This window comes from Nocardia wallacei (assembly GCF_029869545.1).
Classification (GTDB): Bacteria; Actinomycetota; Actinomycetes; order Mycobacteriales; family Mycobacteriaceae; genus Nocardia; species Nocardia wallacei_A.
Genome location: NZ_JARWQD010000145.1, coordinates 1 through 17942, shown reverse-complemented (window position 1 = coordinate 17942; position 17942 = coordinate 1). Strand labels below are relative to the sequence as shown.

The window sequence follows — 17942 nt, the reverse complement described above, 5'->3', positions numbered from 1 at the left end:
CGTCAGGTCGTCGTGGTTCCGATCACCGGGCGGCGAATCCCCTGGAACCGCCGCAGGATTCGCGGCTGGCGCAGGTACCGGGCCATCCACTCGCCGAGGGTGACACCGGCGGCGAGGGCGCAGCCGATGCCGAACGCGGCCAGCATCTGGTTCAGGCCGAGCAGTTGCTGGTCGTTGAGCAGCGCCGACAGGCCGCGGTACACCTTCAGACCGGGCAGCAGCGGGGTGATACCGGCTACCGCCACGACCAGCGGCGGGGTCAGCGCGCGGCGGGCCATCAGACCACCGGCGAGGCCGACGACGGTCGCGGCGACACCGGAGGACACCACCGGTCCGAAGTCGGCGTACTGCACGAACAGGTAGCAGACCGTCGCCGCCATACCGCTGATCCCCGCCGCGGCCAGGGCGCGCCGCTCGGCGTAGCAGGCCAGCGCGAACGCCGCCGAGGCCACGGCACCGGCGATGAGCTTCACCGGCAGGTTGTTGATGTCGTAGGTCTGCGCCGACATATCGATCGGCGGCGACGTCGCACCCAGCAGGGTGGCCGCGCGCAGTGCCATGGCCACGCCCGCGATGATGCCGCCGGTCATCACCAGCAGCTCGAGCATGCGCGCCGCCGCCGTGATCGGTGCGCCGGTGATCGCGTCCTCGACCGAGCCGACCAGGCTCAAACCACTGAGCAGCACGGTGATCCCGGCCGCCACGATCAGTGACGGATTGGCCTCGATGCGGCCGCCGAAGGTGGCCAGCAGGATCGCGGGCACCGTGGCGATGGCGCCGCCCACCATGTGCTGGAAGAACAGCGGCAGCCCGCGGCGGTTGAGGTAGCGATTGGTGCCGTAGATCGCCGCGGTGGCAACGAAACTCGCGCCGGCCAGCAGCGCACCGCCGCCGAGCAGCAGGGCGATCGAGGCCGCCATCAGCGACCAGCCGAACGTCGCGATCCAGCGGTTGTAGGGGTGCGGGGCGGTGGTGATCACCTCGAGTGCCTCGAGGGCCTCCTCCGGCGGCATCAGCTCGCGGCGGATCCGGCGGGTGAGCCGGTCGACGGCGGCCAGCCGGGTGAAGTCCAGCGAGCGGTAGTTCACGATCCGCATGGTGCTGGCGGGCGGCAGCGTCGGCCCGCGGTCGGCGGAAATGCGGATGGAGTTGTAGGTGACGTCGACGTCGACCTGCGACAAACCGTAGGTGGCGGCGATGAACTCGACCTGGGTGGTGGTGTCGGTGACCGCGGTCCCCGACGCCAGCACGACCTCGCCCACCCGTTCGGCCAGATCCAGCACCTGGGTGACGCGGGCATCGTCGGTGAGGTCGATCGGCTGCAGCGGCGCGGGCGCCTCCACCACCGCGTCGGCGGTGGCCTTGCGTTCGGCGACGAGGCGGTCGACAACCCGATCCATGGCCTGGGTGATGTGCCGCAGCCGCGGGCGCCGCTCGGGCACCTGCGCGTACGGGATCACCTCCGTGGCGGCCTCGTCATTCACACTCTGCAACGTAGATGCTGAACGGGTATCCGTCAGCCGCGGCGCGCGCGCTCGTGCCGCACCGGTTCCGGGGCGTCGGCTCTCGCGCTCGGCGGGTGTCGCGGATTCGGCCTCACGGGTCGGCGACGGATCCCGGCGAACCTTCGGTATCGCGTTCGGGTGCACCGGTGCCGGTGGTGCTTCGCGATGTGGATCCTCGGCGTCGCGGTCGGTGGGAGCGCCGAGGCCGAGCGGTCCGGTGTGTTCGTGATGTGAGGCCACCTGGTTCCCTTCGGCTCGGCCGTGTCGTGTGTTACGGATCGGCAATCGGACGAAATCTGCGGCTATGGTCGGGGGCATGGGCACCGAGAACTCTTCCGCGGATCAGCTACGAGCGGCCCTCGACGGCCCCTGGCGAGAGGTGCGCGAACAGGCGCGGCGGCAACTCTGCGACGACCGGCTGTTCGGCGATCCGCACCTAGACTACCGCGCGGCGCGGGCGCGGGTCCTCGACCAGATGCGCCTGGTCTCCGAATTCGGTTATGCCGAAAAGGGTTTCCGGATCGAGCACGGCGGCACCGGCGACCCGGGCGGCGCGGTCACCGGGCTGGAGATGCTGGCCTACACCGATCTGTCGCTGTGGGTGAAGTGCGGCGTGCAGTGGGGGCTGTTCGGCGGCGCGGTGGAGAACCTCGGCACCGAGCGTCACCGCGATATCGTCAAACAGCTGCTGCCGCTGGATCTGCTGGGCTGCTTCGCGATGACCGAATCGGGCCACGGCAGCGACGTGGCGAACCTGGAGACCACCGCCACCTACGACCCGGCCACCCACGAGTTCGTGGTGCACAGCCCCACCGAATCCGCGCGTAAGGACTACATCGGCGGCGCCGCCGAGCACGCGCGGATGGCCGCGGTCTTCGCGCAGCTGATCACGCTGGGCGAGAACAAGGGTGTGCACTGCTTCCTCGTGCCGATCCGCGACGAGCAGGGCCACGATCTGCCGGGCGTCACCACCTCCGACTGCGGCCTCAAGGGCGGCCTGCCCGGCGTGGACAACGGCCGGATCCGGTTCGACCAGGTGCGGATCCCGCGCGAGAACCTGCTCAACCGCTACGCGGACGTGGACCTCGACGGCACCTACGGCTCGGAGATCGAGAACCCCAGCCGCCGCTTCTTCACCACGCTGGGCACCCTGGTGCGCGGCCGCATCAGCGTCGGCGGCGCGGCCGCGGCGGGCGCCCGGGTGGCATTGAGCATCGCGCTGCGCTACGGCGATCAGCGCCGCCAGTTCGCCGACCCCGACTCCGGCGAGGAGACGGTGCTGCTGGACTACCGCAGCCATCAGCGCCGGTTGCTGCCGCACGTGGCCCGCGCCTTCGCGCTGGCGTTCGCGCAGAACGACCTGGTGCGGCGCATGCACGCGGTGCAGACCGGCCAGGACCTCGACCCCGCCGCGCAGCGGGCGCTGGAGAAGCGTGCCGCCGGGCTCAAGGTCGCGCAGACCCGGCACGCCACCCGCGCGATTCAAGAATGCCGCGAAGCCTGCGGCGGCGCGGGCTATCTCACCGAGAACCGCCTGGTGACGCTGAAGGCCGACACCGATGTGTTCACCACCTTCGAGGGCGACAATGTGGTGCTCACGCAGCTGGTGGCCAAGGAACTGCTCACCGCCTACTCCGACGAGGTGCGCGACCTGGACGCGCTGGGCTGGGTGCGTTTCGCCGCCACCATGGGCCGCGACGTGGTGCGCCAGGGCACCGGCGTGCGCCAGCTCATCCAGCGGCTGCGCGACCGGTCCGACGAGGGCGTCGACGACGGCAGCCTGTCGAAGCGCTCGGTGCAGCTGCAGCTGTTCGCCGACCGCGAGGACTACCTGGTGCGCACCGCCGCCCACCGGCTGCAGGCCCGCGCCAAGGAGACCGGGCCGTTCGAGGCGTTCAACAACGCCCAGGACCACATCCTCACCGCCGGTGAGGCGCATATCGACCGCCTGGTGCTGGAGGCGTTCATCGAGGGGATCGCGGGCATCGACGACCCCGAGGCGCGCGCTCTGGCCGATACGGTGTGCGACCTGTTCGTGTTCACCTCGCTCGAACAGAACCTGGCCTGGTACATCATGCACCGCTTCATGTCCGTCGAGCGCGCCAAGGCGGTGCGCCGCGGCGTCAACGAACTCGTCGACCGCCTCCGCCCCGACACCGCGACCCTCGTCGAGGCCCTCGGCGTCCCCGAACAGCTCCTACACGCCGCCATGCTGAACGACGCCAGCGTCCACCAGCCCGGCGTGGTCCAGCACCCCCGGTAGCGGGGCACAAGTCCCGCCTGCGGACGTGGCCCTCGCCTGCCGACGTGGGGCCCGTCTGCCGACGTGGAGCCCGTCTGCCGACGTGGAGCCCGTCCGACGTGGGGCCCGTCTGCCGACGTGAGTCCCGCCTGCCGATGTGAGAATCCCGCCCATCCAACGTGAGTCGCACACTTGCCCGCTCCCCACCCTTGTGTCCCGGCATGAGTCCTACCCTTGTATCCCGGCATGAGTCCCTCCCCTCTATTCCCGGCATGAGTCCCTACCCTTTTATTCCCGGCACGCTTTTGGCCGGGATCCTCGTCACCGTATTGCTGCCGTTGACTTTTCCGGACGGCGGCGGCTCCACGACCCTGGATCGGGTGGTGGGGGAGTGGGTCGATTCGGCCCTCGGCGCGCATCCCGGCGTGTTCGAGGCGCTGGTGATTCCGAGCAATGCCTACATCCTGCTGCCGGTGCTGGCGGCGGGATGCCTCTGGTATGCCCGGCGGCGGGAGTGGTGGAGCGCCGGATTCCTGGTCGTCGCACCGGAATTCGCGGTGGCGGTCAATACCTGGGCGTTGAAACCGGTGTGGCACCGGCCACTTCAGGACTATCTCGCCTATCCGAGCGGGCACACCGTGCACCTCGTCGCCCTCGCCACGGCTTTCGTGCTGCTGGCGCAGACCCGGCGCCTTCGGACGATCGAGATCGCGGTCTCCGCCCTCCTGCTGGTGGCCGTCGCGATCGGGATGGTCGGGCTCGGCTACCACTATCCGACCGATGTGCTCGGCGGGGCCGCGGCGGCCGTCGCCCTGGTGACCGCGCTGTACGCGGCGGCGGAACGGCTCAGGCGGAGCCGTAGGTGAGCAGCACCGCGATGACGAACCACAGCACCCAGGCGGCGGCGATGAGCATGCCCACGGCGAGGGTGATGCGCAGCGCCGCCCGCCCCATGTCGACGCGGCCGACCTCCTTCGGATACAGCTTCCACGGGCTGTACCAGGGCGTCCGGATGGCGAGCGGCCCGGAATAGGCCTGTTCGGCCGCCGCCTTCTCCTCGAGGTAGGCCTCGGCCTGCGCCTGCTGCGGCCCGCCGTACCACAGCGTGATGTCCACCGGGCCGCCGAAGCCCTCCTGCTCGAGGTCCTGCGGCGCGGGCAGATACGGCAGGATGCCCAGGCTGCGGAAGGTCATCGCGATGTCGTTGACCGTCCACTGCGCCCGGCCCTGCGAGGCCAGGGTATTGAGGTAGTCGGCGAGGCGGCGCGGATCGTCGCCGAGGACGACCTCGAAGCTGGGGTCGTTCCACAGCTGGCGGATCTTCAGGTCCGCGCCGTGCGGGGGCACCACCAGCACCACGCCGTGGACGACGCGCTGGCCGAGGTTGCGCTCGGCGAGCCAGCTCTGCAGCGCGAAGGTGTGATCCCGCGACTTGTCCAGCGGTGCGCGCCGATCACCGCCCTCCAGCGTCATCACCTGGTTGCCGACCCGCCAGGGTCCGTTGAGCGGGACCTCCATCTCACCGCTGGCCTTCTCGACCAGGGCCTCCGCCTCGATCACCACGCAGCTGGTCGGCGTCCAGACCACCGCGTCGAACTGATGCAGCCGATCGTTGTGGAACAGGCTGCAGTTCACGGTGGCCACGCCGTGCGGGTCACCCTGGCCCTTCCAGGTGCGCAGCCAGTCGATCAGCGCGCGCTCGGCCAGGGTGCCGGCGGCATTCTGCACTCGCACGAGCATTGGCGACCAGCCCTTCCCGTCGACACTCGGTACCGAAAGCATATGTGCCCGGGCCGCTTCGGGTGGGGATGCACTCCCGCGTGTGGTGATTCGGGCGCGCCGGAACCTCAGGTCGTCGGCACCGCCGGATCCGCCGGGCTGATCGGCAGCCGCAGCGCACCGGGCGCGGCGGCGGGGACCGTGGGCTGGTTGGGGGCGACGGGCGAGATGCGCCGGTACGGCCGTCCCAGTTCGGGGCGGGGGTCGGGCTCACCCTTGTTGGGCCAGAACGCCATCGCGCGCTCGGCCTGCGCGGTGATGGTGAGCGACGGGTTCACGCCCAGGTTGGCCGTCACCGCCGACCCGTCGGCGATGTGCAATCCCGGATGGCCGAAGACCCGCTGGTACGGATCCACCACGCCGCTCTCGGGCCCCTCGCCGATCACGCAGCCGCCGATGTAGTGCGCGGTCGCCGGGATGTTGAACACATCCATGACCAGGCCCTGCACATCGCCGTTCACCTTCTCGCCGAACCGCCGCCCGACATCGTGCGCGATCGGGATCCAGGTCGGATTCGGTTGTCCCGTACCCTGTTTCGTCTTCAGCTGACCCCAGCGCCGGAACGAGGTCAGCGAATTGTCCAGCGACTGCATCACCAGCAGGATCACCGACTTCTCCGAGGCGCGCCGGGCATTGAGGCTGCGCAGGAACACCATCGGATGCGCCACCATCGCCAGCAGGAACCGCAGGAACCGGAACGCGCCGCCGTCGACGATCGGCGCCGACAGCGGGAACAGCGCGTTCTGCCCCTTGCCGTAGTGGCACACCTCGATGTGCGTGTCGGGCTCGGGATGAATGGAGGAGGTGATGGCGATGCCCTCGGCGAAGTCGGCCCGGTCGCGGCTCACCACGTTGAGGATGGCCTCGGAATTACTGCGGGTCAGCTCGCCCAGCCGCGGCGACAGATTCGGCAGCACCCGCTCGTCGCGCATCTTGTGCAGCAGCTTCTGGGTGCCCAGCGCGGCCGCGGCGAAGACCACCTGCTCGGCGGTGAAGGTCTTGCGGCCCTTGCGAATCCAGCGATCCGAGCGCTGCGTCTCGATGGCGTAGCCGCCGCCGACCATGGGCCGCACGCTGCTCGCGGTGGTGAGTTCGAACACCTTCGCCCCGGCCTGCTCGGCCAGGTACAGGTAGTTGGTGGGCGTGGTGTTCTTGGCGTTGTGCGGGCAGCCGGTGAAACACCGGGCGCAGTGGATGCAGCCGCTGCGGCGCGGGCCGACGCCGCCGAAGTACGGGTCGTCGACCTCGGTGCCCGGATCGGCCTCGTTGAAGAACACGCCGACATTGGTCGGGTGGAAGGTGTCGCTGACGTTCAGATCGTCGGCGATGGATCGGATCACCTCGTCGGCCGGGGTCATCCGCGGGTTCTGCGCCACCCCGAGCATGCGCGTGGCCTGGTCGTAGTAGGGCGCCAGCTCGGAGCGCCAATCGGTGATGTGGGCCCACTGCGGATCGCGGTAGAAGTTGGGCAGCGGCTCGTAGAGGGTATTGCCGTAGATCAGCGATCCGCCGCCCACGCCGGAGGCGGAGAACACCGCGCACTTGCCGAGCACGCTGATCCGCTGCGGCCCGGTCAGGCCCAGCCGCGGCGCCCAGATCGACTTGCGCACATTCCAATTCGTCTTCGGAATGGACTCGGCCGGCCAGCGGCGGCCGGATTCGAGGACGGCCACCCGGTAGCCCTTCTCGGTCAGCCGCAGGGCGCTGACGCTCCCGCCGAATCCGGAGCCGATCACCACCACGTCGTAGTCGAAGTCGGGCATGGTCTTCCTCTCAATCCACCGCACTGCAATGACACGATTTCCGACTCATTCTTTCATCCCGGCATTATCCTCCGCCGGGGACGGCTCGAAACCTATCCTGCCCGCACGCCGGTTCCGGCGCGCCCGTATGGCGCTGTTGTGCCGTTTCGGGTAAGCAACAGCTGTGACGAGCGAACCACCCGGACCACCGGCCGACCGCCGCGAGGACCGCATTCTCACCGTGCCGAACGTGCTGAGCGTGCTGCGCCTGATCGGCGTCCCGGTGCTGCTGTGGCTGCTGCTGGTCGAACACGCCGACGGCTGGGCGTTCACGCTGCTGGTCGTCAGCGGTTTCACCGATTTCCTGGACGGTAAGCTCGCCCGGCTGCTGGACCAGTACTCGCGGCTGGGCGCGCTGCTGGATCCCTTCGTGGACCGGCTCTACCTGGTGGCGACGGTGCTGGGGTTGCTGGTGCGCGGCATCCTGCCGTGGCCGTTCGTCGTGGTCCTGATCGGCCGCGATCTCGTCCTCGCGGCGGTGCTTCCCCTCTACAAGCGGCGCGGCCTGCCACCGCCGGAGGTGATCTACCTGGGCAAGGCGGCGACCTTCGCGCTGATGTCGGCGCTGCCGTGGCTGCTGGCCGGACAGATGGACTGGGCACTGGCAGGTTTCAGCCGGGCCTTCGGGTGGGCATTTTTGATCTGGGGTACGGCCGTCTACGTCTGGACGGGCGTCCTGTACCTCGGCAAGGCGTTCGCGGTGGCGCGGGCGATACCGGCTGTGCCGCAGGGAACTCGCATCGAGACATAGCCCGGGGGTGTGCGGGGTAAGCATGTCCGCACGAGCCGATACAGTGATCATCACGCCGGAGAGAGGACGCCCGTGAAAGGACTGCAGTCGTGAGTGAGGTTCCCGAGGGTCTGCGCTACACCGAGCAGCACGAATGGGTGCAGCGGACCGGTCCGACCCGGGTGCGGGTGGGCATCACCGATTACGCCCAGTCACAGCTCGGTGACGTCGTGTTCGTGCAGCTGCCCGCGGTCGACACCGACGTCAAGGCGGAGGAGGGCATCGCGGAGGTCGAGTCCACCAAGAGCGTCTCGGACATCTACGCTCCGCTGAGCGCGAAAGTCGTTGCGGTGAACGAGAATCTGGATTCGGCGCCGGAGACGCTGAACGGCGATCCCTACGGCGAGGGCTGGATGTTCGAGATGGAGGTGGACGACGCCGCCGCACTCGACGCAACACTCGGTGAACTGCTCGATGCCGCAGGTTATCAAGGAGTTATCGGGGCCTGAAGCGGCCTTCACAGTTCTACCTGCACGGGATCGCCCTGGCAGGGTACGGTCAATGCCAACAGATGTGCCGGCGGCCGGTGCCGGAATTTCCAAGGGCGCGACAGCCGGTCGCGTTGGGTGACGGCAAGTTCCCGCATCGGATGCTTGTACGGATAATCGGTTCGAGGAGGAGAGCAAGGGTGAGCGAGAACAAAGACCCGGGTTACGGGGAGAGCGCGGCCGAGACCACATCGGTATTCCGCGCTGACTTCCTCAACGAGGTCGACGCGTCGCGCACCGGTGAGCAGACCGGCGAGCAGCCGGTCCAGGGGGTCGAGGGCCTGCCTCCGGGCGCTGCCCTGCTGGTGGTCAAGCGCGGTCCGAACGCCGGCTCGCGATTCCTGCTGGACCAGCCCACCACCTCGGCGGGGCGCCACCCCGACAGCGACATCTTTCTCGACGATGTCACCGTCTCCCGCCGTCACGCGGAGTTCCGTCAGGACGACGACACCTTCCAGGTCGTGGATGTCGGCAGCCTGAACGGCACTTACGTCAACCGCGAACCCGTGGATTCCTCGGAACTGCAGAACGGTGACGAGGTCCAGATCGGCAAGTTCCGGCTGGTGTTCCTGACCGGACCGCGGCCCGCCCAGAACGATTCCGCCGGCGCTCTATAGCAGGTCGGTACGAGATGACAGGCGCAGCGCAGTGGACACGCGGAGGAATGTCGATCGGCTCCGTGCTGGACCTGCTGCGTCCGGACTTTCCGGACATCACCATCTCCAAGATCCGCTTCCTCGAATCGGAGGGGCTGATCAGCCCGGAGCGCACGCCCTCGGGTTATCGCAGGTTCTCCGTCGCCGACGTCGAACGGCTGAGGTTCATCCTGACGGCCCAGCGCGACCAGTACCTGCCGCTGAAGGTGATCAAGGAACAGTTGGAGGCGATCGACAGCGGCGCCGCGACGCTCGGGGTGCGCGAGGCGCGCGCCCGGGCGGACGGCGCCGGGTCGGACGGGCCGGGTCGGGCATCCGACCCCTCCGGCGCCCTCACCCCACCCCGGAGGCTCGGCGTGGTTCCCGGTGAGGTGTCGCCCGAAGAGTTGCGGTTCGACCACGAAATCCGCATCACCCGAGCCGATCTGCTGGAGCAGGCCGGTATCGATGAGAAGTTCCTCTCCGAACTGATCCGCGCGAATCTCATCACGCCGGGCGCGGCCGGCTTCTTCGACGCCGAGGCGGTGACGCTGGCGCGCACCGCCAAGGCGTTGAGCGAATTCGGCCTGGAGGCGCGGCATCTGCGCGCATTCAAACTGGCGGCCGATCGGGAGGCGGCGATGGTCGCCCAGATCGCCGCGCCGATCGCCAAGAGCCGCGACGCCGACGCGCGCGCCCGCGCCGAGGAGACCGTGCGCGAACTCGCGGCACTGTCGCTGACGCTGCACACCAGCCTCGTCAAGACGGCGGTGCGCGGTGCACTCGGTAGCTGAATTCTTCGCCTAGACTCGGTGATACGGCCGACCCCATCGTGCCCGTGGGGAGGTCGGCGATGCATGGGAGGCAGTGCGATGAGTGAAATGCGTGTGATCGGCATCCGTGTCGAGCAGCCCCAGAACCAGCCCGTGCTGTTGCTCCGCGAGGTGGACGGCGACCGGTACCTACCGATCTGGATCGGGCAGGCGGAGGCGACCGCGATCGTCCTCGAGCAGGAGGGCGTCACGCCGATCCGCCCGCTGACCCATGACCTGATCAAGATCCTGATCACCGAGCTGGGGCACACGCTCAAGGAGGTCCGCATCGTGGACCTGCAGGAGGGCACGTTCTACGCCGACCTGGTGTTCGACAACGACCTGCGCATCTCGGCGCGGCCGTCGGATTCGGTCGCGATCGCGCTGCGCGTGGGTTGCCCGATCTATGCCGAGGAGCCGGTGCTCGACGAGGCCGGGCTGGTGATGCCCGACGAGCGCGAGGACGAGGTGGAGAAGTTCAAGGAGTTCCTGGAGTCGGTGTCCCCGGACGACTTCAAGGCCACCGACAGTTAGGTGGGCCGTAGCTCTGAAAATGCTGCTGCGACCGGGCAATCTCTCTACCTCATGTAGAGGGTGAGAAACACGCCGCGTGCGAAGCTTGGTCCGGTGCCTCTGCTGCCGGGACAATCGAGGGAGTAGCCTCGACAGTTAGGCCGTTGTTCGCACCGGCGAAGCAGTGAGGGAGTAGTCAGTGGGAGATCAACCGCAGCAGACTGGACCGGGGGCGCGGCCCGCCACCGTGGTGCAGCCCGGGCTGTTCCCCGATGACACGGTGCCGGACGACCTGGTCGGCTATCGGGTTCCCAGCGCATGTCAGGTGGCCGGAATCACCTACCGCCAGCTCGATTACTGGGCTCGCACGGGTCTGGTCGTCCCGTCGATCCGCAGCGCCACCGGCTCGGGGAGCCAGCGTCTCTACTCGTTCAAGGACATCCTGGTCCTCAAGATCGTCAAGCGACTGCTGGACGCGGGCATCTCGCTGCAGAACATCCGCATCGCCGTCGACCACCTGCGCAGCCGCGGCGTCGAGGACCTCGCCGGTATCACCCTGTTCTCCGACGGCACCACCGTCTACGAGTGCACCTCCCCGGAAGAGGTCGTCGATTTACTGCAGGGCGGCCAGGGCGTCTTCGGCATCGCCGTCAGCGGCGCCATGCGCGAACTCACGGGCGCGATCGCCAACTTCCCCGCCGAGCGCGCCGAGGTCACCACGGCCACCGACCGCCCGGAAGACGAACTGGCCTTCCGCCGCAAGGCCCGCATGAACCGCAAAACAGGCTGATTGGCCCGCTTCCTGTCCGGCGTGCGCCTTTCATCTGATCCTCGGCGCCCGCCAACCTGTTCCCTGGCGTGCGCCAACCTGTTCCCTGGCGTGCGCGCCAAGGTGATCCCTGGCGTGCGCCAACGTGATCCCTGGCACGCGCCAACGTGATCCCGGCACGCGCCATCCTGATTCCCCGGCACGCTTTTGGCCGGGGAGGTAACACGCATGACATCCGGGTACGCATAGACTGGGCGTGCGTCGTCGCCGTACGGGAGAGTTCCGGGTTTCGACCCGGACGCCGAAGGAGCAGCACCTCCCCGTCAATCTCTCAGGCAACAGGGACCGTACGGAGCATCGGCGCCTCTGGAAAGCGGTGGCTGCACACAATGCAGACCACCCGCCCATGGGGAAAGGGATCCCGCGCGCGGGACCCGAATCTCTCAGGCGCCACGACAGAGGGGGAGGGCCCGAAGATGTCGGCGTCGTGCGCTGTGCGCACCGTGCCGACTCCGCCCTGACCCCTGGGAGCTGTCGTGACCCGTTCCTTCGCCGATCGCCACATCGGACCCGATCCTGCCGCCGTCGACCGGATTCTCGCCACCGTCGGTGTCGGATCGCTGGACGAACTGGCCGATCGCGCCGTCCCGGCGAGCATCCTCGACGCGACGGCGGCGAACGGGCTGGGCGTGCTGCCCCCGGCGGCCACCGAACACGAGGTGCTCGACGAGCTCGACACCCTCGCGCGGTCCAACACCGTCGCCGTCTCCATGATCGGCCTCGGCTACTACGACACCCTGACCCCGCCGGTGCTCGTCCGCAATCTGCTGGAGAATCCGGCCTGGTACACCGCCTACACCCCGTACCAGCCGGAGATCAGCCAGGGCCGGTTGGAGGCGCTGCTGAACTTCCAGACCATGGTGTCGGACCTGACCGGCATGGAGGTGGCCAACGCGTCGATGCTGGACGAGGCGACCGCCGCCGCGGAGGCGATGACGCTGCTGCGGCGCGCCAACCGGTCCAGCAAGTCGAACCGGCTGCTGCTCGACGCCGACCTGTTCCCGCAGACCCGGACGGTGCTGTACACCCGCGCCGAACCGCTGGGCATCGAGATCGTCGAGGCGGATCTCGCCGCGAACGCGCTGCCCGACGGCGACTTCTTCGGGGTGCTGGTGCAGGTGCCCGGCGCCTCCGGGCGGATCGTGGACCGGACCGAGCTGATCGCGGCGGCGCACGAGCGCGGTGCGCTGGTCGGCGCCGGTGCGGACCTGCTGGCCATGACCTTGATCACCTCGCCGGGTGAGCAGGGCGCGGACGTATGTTTCGGCACCACACAGCGTTTCGGGGTGCCGCTGGGATACGGCGGGCCGCATGCGGGCTATCTGGCCGTGCGCGGCGCGCACGCTCGCCAGCTCCCCGGCCGCCTGGTCGGGGTCTCGAAGGATGCCGACGGTCACCTCGCCTACCGGCTCGCGCTGCAGACCCGCGAGCAGCACATTCGCCGCGAGAAGGCGACCTCGAACATCTGCACGGCCCAGGTGCTGCTGGCGATCGTCGCGGCGATGTACGCGAGTTATCACGGCGCGGACGGGCTGCGCGCGATCGCCCGGCGGGTGCACGGGCAGGCCGAGCGACTGGCGGCGGGGCTCGGGGAAGCCGTTGTGCACGAACGCTTTTTCGACACGGTGCTGGTCCGGGTGCCCGGCGGCGCGGAGGCCGTGGTGGCCAAGGCGCAGGGGCGCGGGGTCAACCTGCGGCTGGTCGACGCCGACCATGTGTCGGTGGCCTGTGACGAGGCCACCACCGACGCGCACCTGGCCATCGTGCTGGATTCCTTTGGCGCCGACGGTGTTCCGAGTACGACGGCGCTGCCCTCGATCGAGACTCGGACGTCGGAGTACCTGACCCGTCCGGCGTTCACCCGCTATCACACCGAAACCGCCATGCTGCGATACCTGCGGCAGCTGTCGGACAAGGACATCGCGCTGGACCGCAGCATGATTCCGCTGGGTTCGTGCACCATGAAGCTCAATGCCACCGCGGAGATGGAGCCGATCACCTGGCCCGGGTTCTCCCGCGTCCACCCGTACGCGCCGGTCGAGGACGCGCCGGGGCTGCTGCGGGTGGTGGAGGACCTCGAGACGTGGCTGTCGGCGATCACCGGCTACGACCGGGTGAGCCTGCAGCCCAATGCCGGGAGCCAGGGGGAGTACGCGGGGCTGCTGGCGATCCGGCGCTATCACGTGGATCGTGGTGATACGCACCGTGATACGTGCCTCATCCCGTCGAGTGCGCACGGCACCAACGCCGCCTCGGCGGCCATGGCGGGGCTGCGGGTGGAGGTGGTGAAGTGCCGCGAGAACGGCGATGTCGACCTCGACGATCTGCGGGCCAAGATCGCCGATCATGCCGACCGGCTGGCGTGCATCATGATCACCTATCCGTCCACGCACGGGGTGTACGAGCACGAGGTGGCCGAGCTGTGCGCGCTGGTGCACGATGCGGGCGGTCAGGTGTACGTCGACGGCGCCAATCTGAATGCGCTTGTGGGACTTGCCCGTCCGGGCCGGTTCGGCGGTGACGTCTCACACCTGAACCTGCACAAGACGTTCTGCATCCCGCACGGCGGCGGCGGTCCGGGTGTCGGGCCGGTCGCGGTGCGCGAGCATCTGGCGAAGTATCTGCCGGGGGATCCGCTGGAGGCCGGTTCGCACGCGGTGTCGGCGGCGAAGTACGGGTCGGCGTCGATTCTGCCGATCACCTGGGCCTACATCCGGATGATGGGTGCCGACGGGCTGCGCCGCGCCACCCTCACCGCCATCGCCTCCGCGAATTACATTGCGCGGCGGCTGGATTCGCACTATCCGGTGCTGTACACGGGGGAGAACGGCATGGTCGCCCACGAGTGCATCCTGGACCTGCGCGAGATCACCAAGCGGACCGGCGTCACGGTGGACGATGTCGCGAAACGCCTGGCGGACTACGGGTTCCATGCGCCGACGATGAGTTTCCCGGTGGCGGGGACGCTGATGGTGGAGCCGACCGAGAGCGAGAACCTGGAAGAGCTGGACGCCTTCATCGACGCGATGATCGCGATCAAGGCCGAGATCGATGAGGTCGCCGCGGGTACCTGGCCGATCGAGGACAGCCCGCTGCGTGGCGCCCCGCACACCGCCGCCTCCCTCGTCGGCGACTGGCCCCACCCCTACAGCCGCGAAACCGCCGTCTACCCCCTGGGCCTCACCGCACCCCGCCCCAAGGTCTGGCCCGCCGTCCGCCGCATCGACGGCGCCTACGGCGACCGCAACCTGATCTGCTCCTGCCCACCCCTGGACGCCTACACGGATTAGTCGTCACAGCAGGGTGGGGTAGAGGTCGTCCCAGTTCGGGTTGGTGGATTCGATGAGGCGGATCTTGCGGTCGCGCTTCCAGGTTTTCAGTCGGCGTTCCTGAAGCAAGGCGGCTTCCAGGGTTCCGGCGGTCTGATACCAGACGAGCATGTGGACCTGAAACCGCCTGGTGAAGCTCTCCACGACATCGTTGCGGTGCTGCCAGGCACGTCCCACGAGATTGCTCGTCGCACCGATGTACAACACCCCATGCGGATGACTGGCCATGATGTACACACACGGCGGCACCCCCCACTGTCCCCTCCTCATCCGTGGATCATGGCACGCGGCACCGACAAGATCAGGCAACTCGGTGGATCAGCTCACAGCGGCGTCCCCTGGCGCTGCTCGACCGCGCCGCTCAGGATCGGCCGGACTATGGAGGCGATGCCTTCGCTGCCCAGCCCGGCACGGCGACCGCGCTGGATGAGGGTGGCGAACAGTTCCGGTACCGCGGTCTCGACGCCGAATTGGCGGCTGGTGTCGATCAGGTGGTCCATGGCGGCGGCATGGACGTCCAGGGTGCCGTCCTCGGCCGGATAGCTGCCGTCATCGATCTGCCCGGCGTGCTCGCGCAGCAGGTACGCGATGAACGACAGGTGTTCGGCCGCGACCTCGGCGAAGGACCTGGCATCGACGCCGTCGGCTCGGGCCAGCGCCGTGCCGTGGTAGAAGCCGCTCAGCGCACCCCAGATCAGGCCGAACAGTGCGGTGTCGTACAGCCCGGCCAGGCCGGGGTCGTCACCGAGATGCACCGGGTTGCCCAAGGCTCGCAATACATTCCGATGTGCCGCGAATGTCGCCGCGGCGCCGCCGAAGATGAACAGCGCCTCGGGGCGGCCGACCAGGGTGGTGCCGCTCATGGCGGCGCCGTCCAGGTAGGAAATGCCGTGCCGGTGGGCCCAGTTCCCGGCCGTCCTGGCCTGCTCCGGCGTCCCGGATGTCAACTGCACCACCGTTTTTCCGGCCAGCTCCGCGGCGACGGGATCGAGGATCCGCTGCGCCACCTCGTAATCCGGCAGCACCACCAGCACGAGATCGCCGTCGCGGACCGCCTCCGCTACCGATTCCGCCGCACGGGCGCCGCGGGCGACGAACGGTGTCGCCTTGTCCGCGCTGCGATTCCACACCGTGACCCGGTGGCCAGCCGCCAGGAAGGCGTCGGCGAGGGTTCCGCCCATCTGCCCGAGGCCGATCACCGTGACCCGCGCCTGCTCGATTGCTCCCATTGTCCACTCCTGTCCACGTCGGCAGGGGGTAGCAACCCGAGGTCGGTGCGGAACATTCCACGCACCGTCACAGGAGAAGATAGAGCGTGAGCACGACCACGACGCTGCCGAGCAGCCCGCCGGTGACCTCCACCGCCAAGTAGCCGCGGGAATACGTCCCCTGCACCCAGAGCGCCCAGACCGGTGCGACGACCCGCAGCGCACCGAAGAGGACCGCCAGCAACAACGCACCCGCCAGGCCCGACGGCCCCGCCAGCGGAGACAACCAGGCGAATCCGACGGTCATGATGTAGACCTCGACCTGGGTGCCGAGGAATTGCAGCGCGAAACCGTTGGCCCTGGGCCGCGGTTCGTGCCCGGCATCGCCGATCGCCTTGTGCGCGGCCTGTATTCGCTTCACCCACGGGGTGAGGTACAGGGCCACCATCGCGGCCGAATTCGCAAGTCCCGCAACGAGACCCCACACCAGAACCTCGACGACAACCATATTCCTCGTTCCAGCAACCGCCCGCGCCGCGCCTCCGACCGGGCGGACCAGTATGTCAACCGGACCGTCCGGGCCGCCGTGGACACATTCCCACGGCTGGAACTGCGGGAGCACCCGCCGAACAGGCCCGGAACAAAATCGCGGGAACCCACGTTGTAGATTGCGACGGGGGATCATCCCCGCTCGCCCGGCCGGAAAATGACCCGACAACGGCCGTAACGCTGTGTCACCATGATGACGATGATCAATCGGTCCCGTTCGGGGCCGAGTTACCGCGATCACCAGGAAGGAGGAGGTGGCTGATGATTCCGGATCAGATCCGAGCGGCGATGAAGACATCGAACGACCTTGCCGTGCACGAGCTTTCGGGCCCCGCGCGGCGCATACCGACCGCGATGCCCGGCAACGAACCCGGCCGCCTCCTCCCGGGTCAGGCCTGACCCCGATTCGCCTTCTCCGATCGAAACCTGGTGACACCCATGCTGTTCCGCCGGGCCCCCGACGCGGCCCTCACCTCCGACAACTGGATACACACCGGCGTGCTGGTACTCAACGCCTCCTACGAGGCGTTGACCGATATCGGCGCCGACCGGGCGGTGGTGCTGCTGATCACGGGCGCGGCGGAGACCGTCGCCGCGCGGGAGCCGCACTTCCCGATCCGGTCCAAGCACCTGGAACTGGCGCTGCCGCAGACGATTCGGCTGCTGCGCTACGTCTACCTCGAACACCAGGTGCGGGTGCACGACGAGAGCCGGGCCACCCTCGCGGGGGTGCTGCGGCGCGACGAGCACCGCTGCGGGTACTGCGCCGGATGGGCACGCACCGTCGACCACATCCGGCCCCGGAGCCGGGGCGGCCCGAACACGTGGAACAACCTCATCGCCGCGTGTGGGCCGTGCAATACGCGCAAGGCGGACCGCACGCCGGAAGAGGCCGGTATGCGACTGCTGTGGGAGCCGAAGGCGCCCAACGACATGGACAAGAGACAACGGCGGATCTGGAAGGACCTGGCCGCCGCCACCTGAGACCCCGGGAAAGGAGGGGATCCGACATGACCAACGCACTGCAGGAACTCACCCTGGTGGATCTGCTTCCGCTCTCGGATTCGCAGAGCTGGGAGGGGGCCGCCTGCAAGGGTGACCCGAACCACGACGCGTGGTTCCCGTACCCGTCGCAGGACTTCGCGTACGCGCGCAGTGTCTGCGCGGGCTGCCCGATCCGCCGCCAGTGCGGTGAGTTCGCGGCCGGAACCGGCCAGTCCGGCGTATGGGGCGGTCACGAATACGACCGCGGCCGCTTGATCCGCCGTTGACCGCGGGGCCCGGGCCCCCCCCCCCCCCCCCCCCCCCCGGGGGGGGGGGGGGGGGGGGGGGGGGCCCGCGGGGGGGGGGGGGGGGGCCCGCCCCCCCCCCGCCCCCGCGACCCGGTCTCCGGTTCGGTTCGCCGAGCCACCCGCGTGCCCTTGGCGTGGCGTGAGCGCCGGGGCGCGACCGGAACCGGTG

18 protein-coding genes and 1 riboswitch are annotated in these 17942 nt (G+C 68.9%); of the genes, 12 read left to right on the top strand and 6 right to left on the bottom strand.

Annotation, left to right across the window (positions count from 1 at the left end; translation table 11 throughout):
- Positions 1-2: 2 nt before the first annotated feature.
- On the bottom strand, positions 3-1400 hold the full coding sequence (locus QH290_RS11665; protein WP_280264017.1) for a threonine/serine exporter family protein: 1398 nt from the start codon (positions 1398-1400) through the stop codon (positions 3-5).
- A gap of 421 nt (positions 1401-1821) precedes the next feature.
- On the opposite strand from QH290_RS11665, the gene QH290_RS11660 reads away from it, so the two are divergent.
- Both QH290_RS11660 and QH290_RS11655 read left to right on the top strand, forming a co-directional pair.
- A complete protein-coding gene (locus QH290_RS11660; RefSeq protein ID WP_280382843.1) occupies positions 1822-3768 on the top strand; it encodes an acyl-CoA dehydrogenase family protein in 1947 nt (648 codons plus the stop codon).
- A gap of 251 nt (positions 3769-4019) precedes the next feature.
- Positions 4020-4613, top strand: a complete 594-nt coding sequence (locus tag QH290_RS11655; RefSeq protein WP_280382842.1) for a phosphatase PAP2 family protein — start codon at positions 4020-4022, stop codon at positions 4611-4613.
- On the opposite strand, the gene QH290_RS11650 is transcribed toward QH290_RS11655, so the two are convergent.
- Both QH290_RS11650 and QH290_RS11645 read right to left on the bottom strand, forming a co-directional pair.
- Positions 4594-5475: a nuclease-related domain-containing protein gene (locus QH290_RS11650; protein WP_280263980.1), complete on the bottom strand. Its 882-nt coding sequence runs from the start codon at positions 5473-5475 to the stop codon at positions 4594-4596. The genes QH290_RS11655 and QH290_RS11650 overlap by 20 nt on opposite strands.
- A gap of 119 nt (positions 5476-5594) precedes the next feature.
- A complete protein-coding gene (locus tag QH290_RS11645; RefSeq protein WP_280382841.1) occupies positions 5595-7289 on the bottom strand; it encodes a GMC oxidoreductase in 1695 nt (564 codons plus the stop codon).
- A gap of 163 nt (positions 7290-7452) precedes the next feature.
- On the opposite strand from QH290_RS11645, the gene QH290_RS11640 reads away from it, so the two are divergent.
- The 7 genes from QH290_RS11640 (at position 7453) to gcvP (ending at position 14685) form a co-directional block, all read left to right on the top strand.
- Entirely contained in the window at positions 7453-8079 is a 627-nt protein-coding gene (locus QH290_RS11640) for a CDP-alcohol phosphatidyltransferase family protein (RefSeq protein ID WP_280263976.1), read from the top strand.
- A gap of 89 nt (positions 8080-8168) precedes the next feature.
- Positions 8169-8567 (top strand): glycine cleavage system protein GcvH, encoded by a 399-nt coding sequence (gene gcvH, locus QH290_RS11635; RefSeq protein WP_280263974.1) that lies wholly within the window; start codon positions 8169-8171, stop codon positions 8565-8567.
- 179 nt (positions 8568-8746) lie between these two features.
- Positions 8747-9223 carry a glycogen accumulation regulator GarA gene (garA, locus tag QH290_RS11630; protein ID WP_280263973.1) on the top strand — a complete coding sequence of 159 codons (477 nt, stop codon included), beginning with the start codon at positions 8747-8749 and terminating at the stop codon, positions 9221-9223.
- Between the two features lie 14 nt (positions 9224-9237).
- On the top strand, positions 9238-10035 hold the full coding sequence (gene ftsR / locus QH290_RS11625; RefSeq protein WP_425301584.1) for a transcriptional regulator FtsR: 798 nt from the start codon (positions 9238-9240) through the stop codon (positions 10033-10035).
- A 78-nt stretch (positions 10036-10113) separates the two neighbouring features.
- The gene (locus QH290_RS11620) at positions 10114-10587 is read left to right on the top strand and encodes a bifunctional nuclease family protein (RefSeq protein ID WP_280382840.1); all 474 of its coding nucleotides are present in this window, start codon (positions 10114-10116) and stop codon (positions 10585-10587) included.
- Positions 10588-10765: 178 nt separating this feature from the next.
- The gene (locus QH290_RS11615) at positions 10766-11356 is read left to right on the top strand and encodes a MerR family transcriptional regulator (protein ID WP_280263967.1); all 591 of its coding nucleotides are present in this window, start codon (positions 10766-10768) and stop codon (positions 11354-11356) included.
- A gap of 241 nt (positions 11357-11597) precedes the next feature.
- A riboswitch (glycine riboswitch) is annotated at positions 11598-11693 on the top strand.
- 178 nt (positions 11694-11871) lie between these two features.
- Positions 11872-14685, top strand: a complete 2814-nt coding sequence (gcvP, locus tag QH290_RS11610; RefSeq protein WP_280382839.1) for an aminomethyl-transferring glycine dehydrogenase — start codon at positions 11872-11874, stop codon at positions 14683-14685.
- 3 nt (positions 14686-14688) lie between these two features.
- On the opposite strand, the gene QH290_RS11605 is transcribed toward gcvP, so the two are convergent.
- The 3 genes from QH290_RS11605 to QH290_RS11595 form a co-directional block, all read right to left on the bottom strand.
- The gene (locus QH290_RS11605) at positions 14689-14994 is read right to left on the bottom strand and encodes a GIY-YIG nuclease family protein (protein ID WP_280263963.1); all 306 of its coding nucleotides are present in this window, start codon (positions 14992-14994) and stop codon (positions 14689-14691) included.
- Between the two features lie 53 nt (positions 14995-15047).
- Entirely contained in the window at positions 15048-15953 is a 906-nt protein-coding gene (locus QH290_RS11600) for an NAD(P)-dependent oxidoreductase (protein ID WP_280263960.1), read from the bottom strand.
- A 67-nt stretch (positions 15954-16020) separates the two neighbouring features.
- Entirely contained in the window at positions 16021-16440 is a 420-nt protein-coding gene (locus QH290_RS11595; RefSeq protein WP_280263958.1) for a hypothetical protein, read from the bottom strand.
- A gap of 302 nt (positions 16441-16742) precedes the next feature.
- On the opposite strand from QH290_RS11595, the gene QH290_RS11590 reads away from it, so the two are divergent.
- Genes QH290_RS11590 through QH290_RS11580 form a run of 3 tightly spaced genes read left to right on the top strand, consistent with a single transcriptional unit; the run spans position 16743 to position 17752 of the window.
- Positions 16743-16880 (top strand): hypothetical protein, encoded by a 138-nt coding sequence (locus QH290_RS11590; RefSeq protein WP_280382838.1) that lies wholly within the window; start codon positions 16743-16745, stop codon positions 16878-16880.
- A gap of 39 nt (positions 16881-16919) precedes the next feature.
- Positions 16920-17465: an HNH endonuclease gene (locus tag QH290_RS11585; RefSeq protein ID WP_280263956.1), complete on the top strand. Its 546-nt coding sequence runs from the start codon at positions 16920-16922 to the stop codon at positions 17463-17465.
- A gap of 26 nt (positions 17466-17491) precedes the next feature.
- The gene (locus QH290_RS11580) at positions 17492-17752 is read left to right on the top strand and encodes a WhiB family transcriptional regulator (protein ID WP_280263955.1); all 261 of its coding nucleotides are present in this window, start codon (positions 17492-17494) and stop codon (positions 17750-17752) included.
- Positions 17753-17942: the final 190 nt, after the last annotated feature.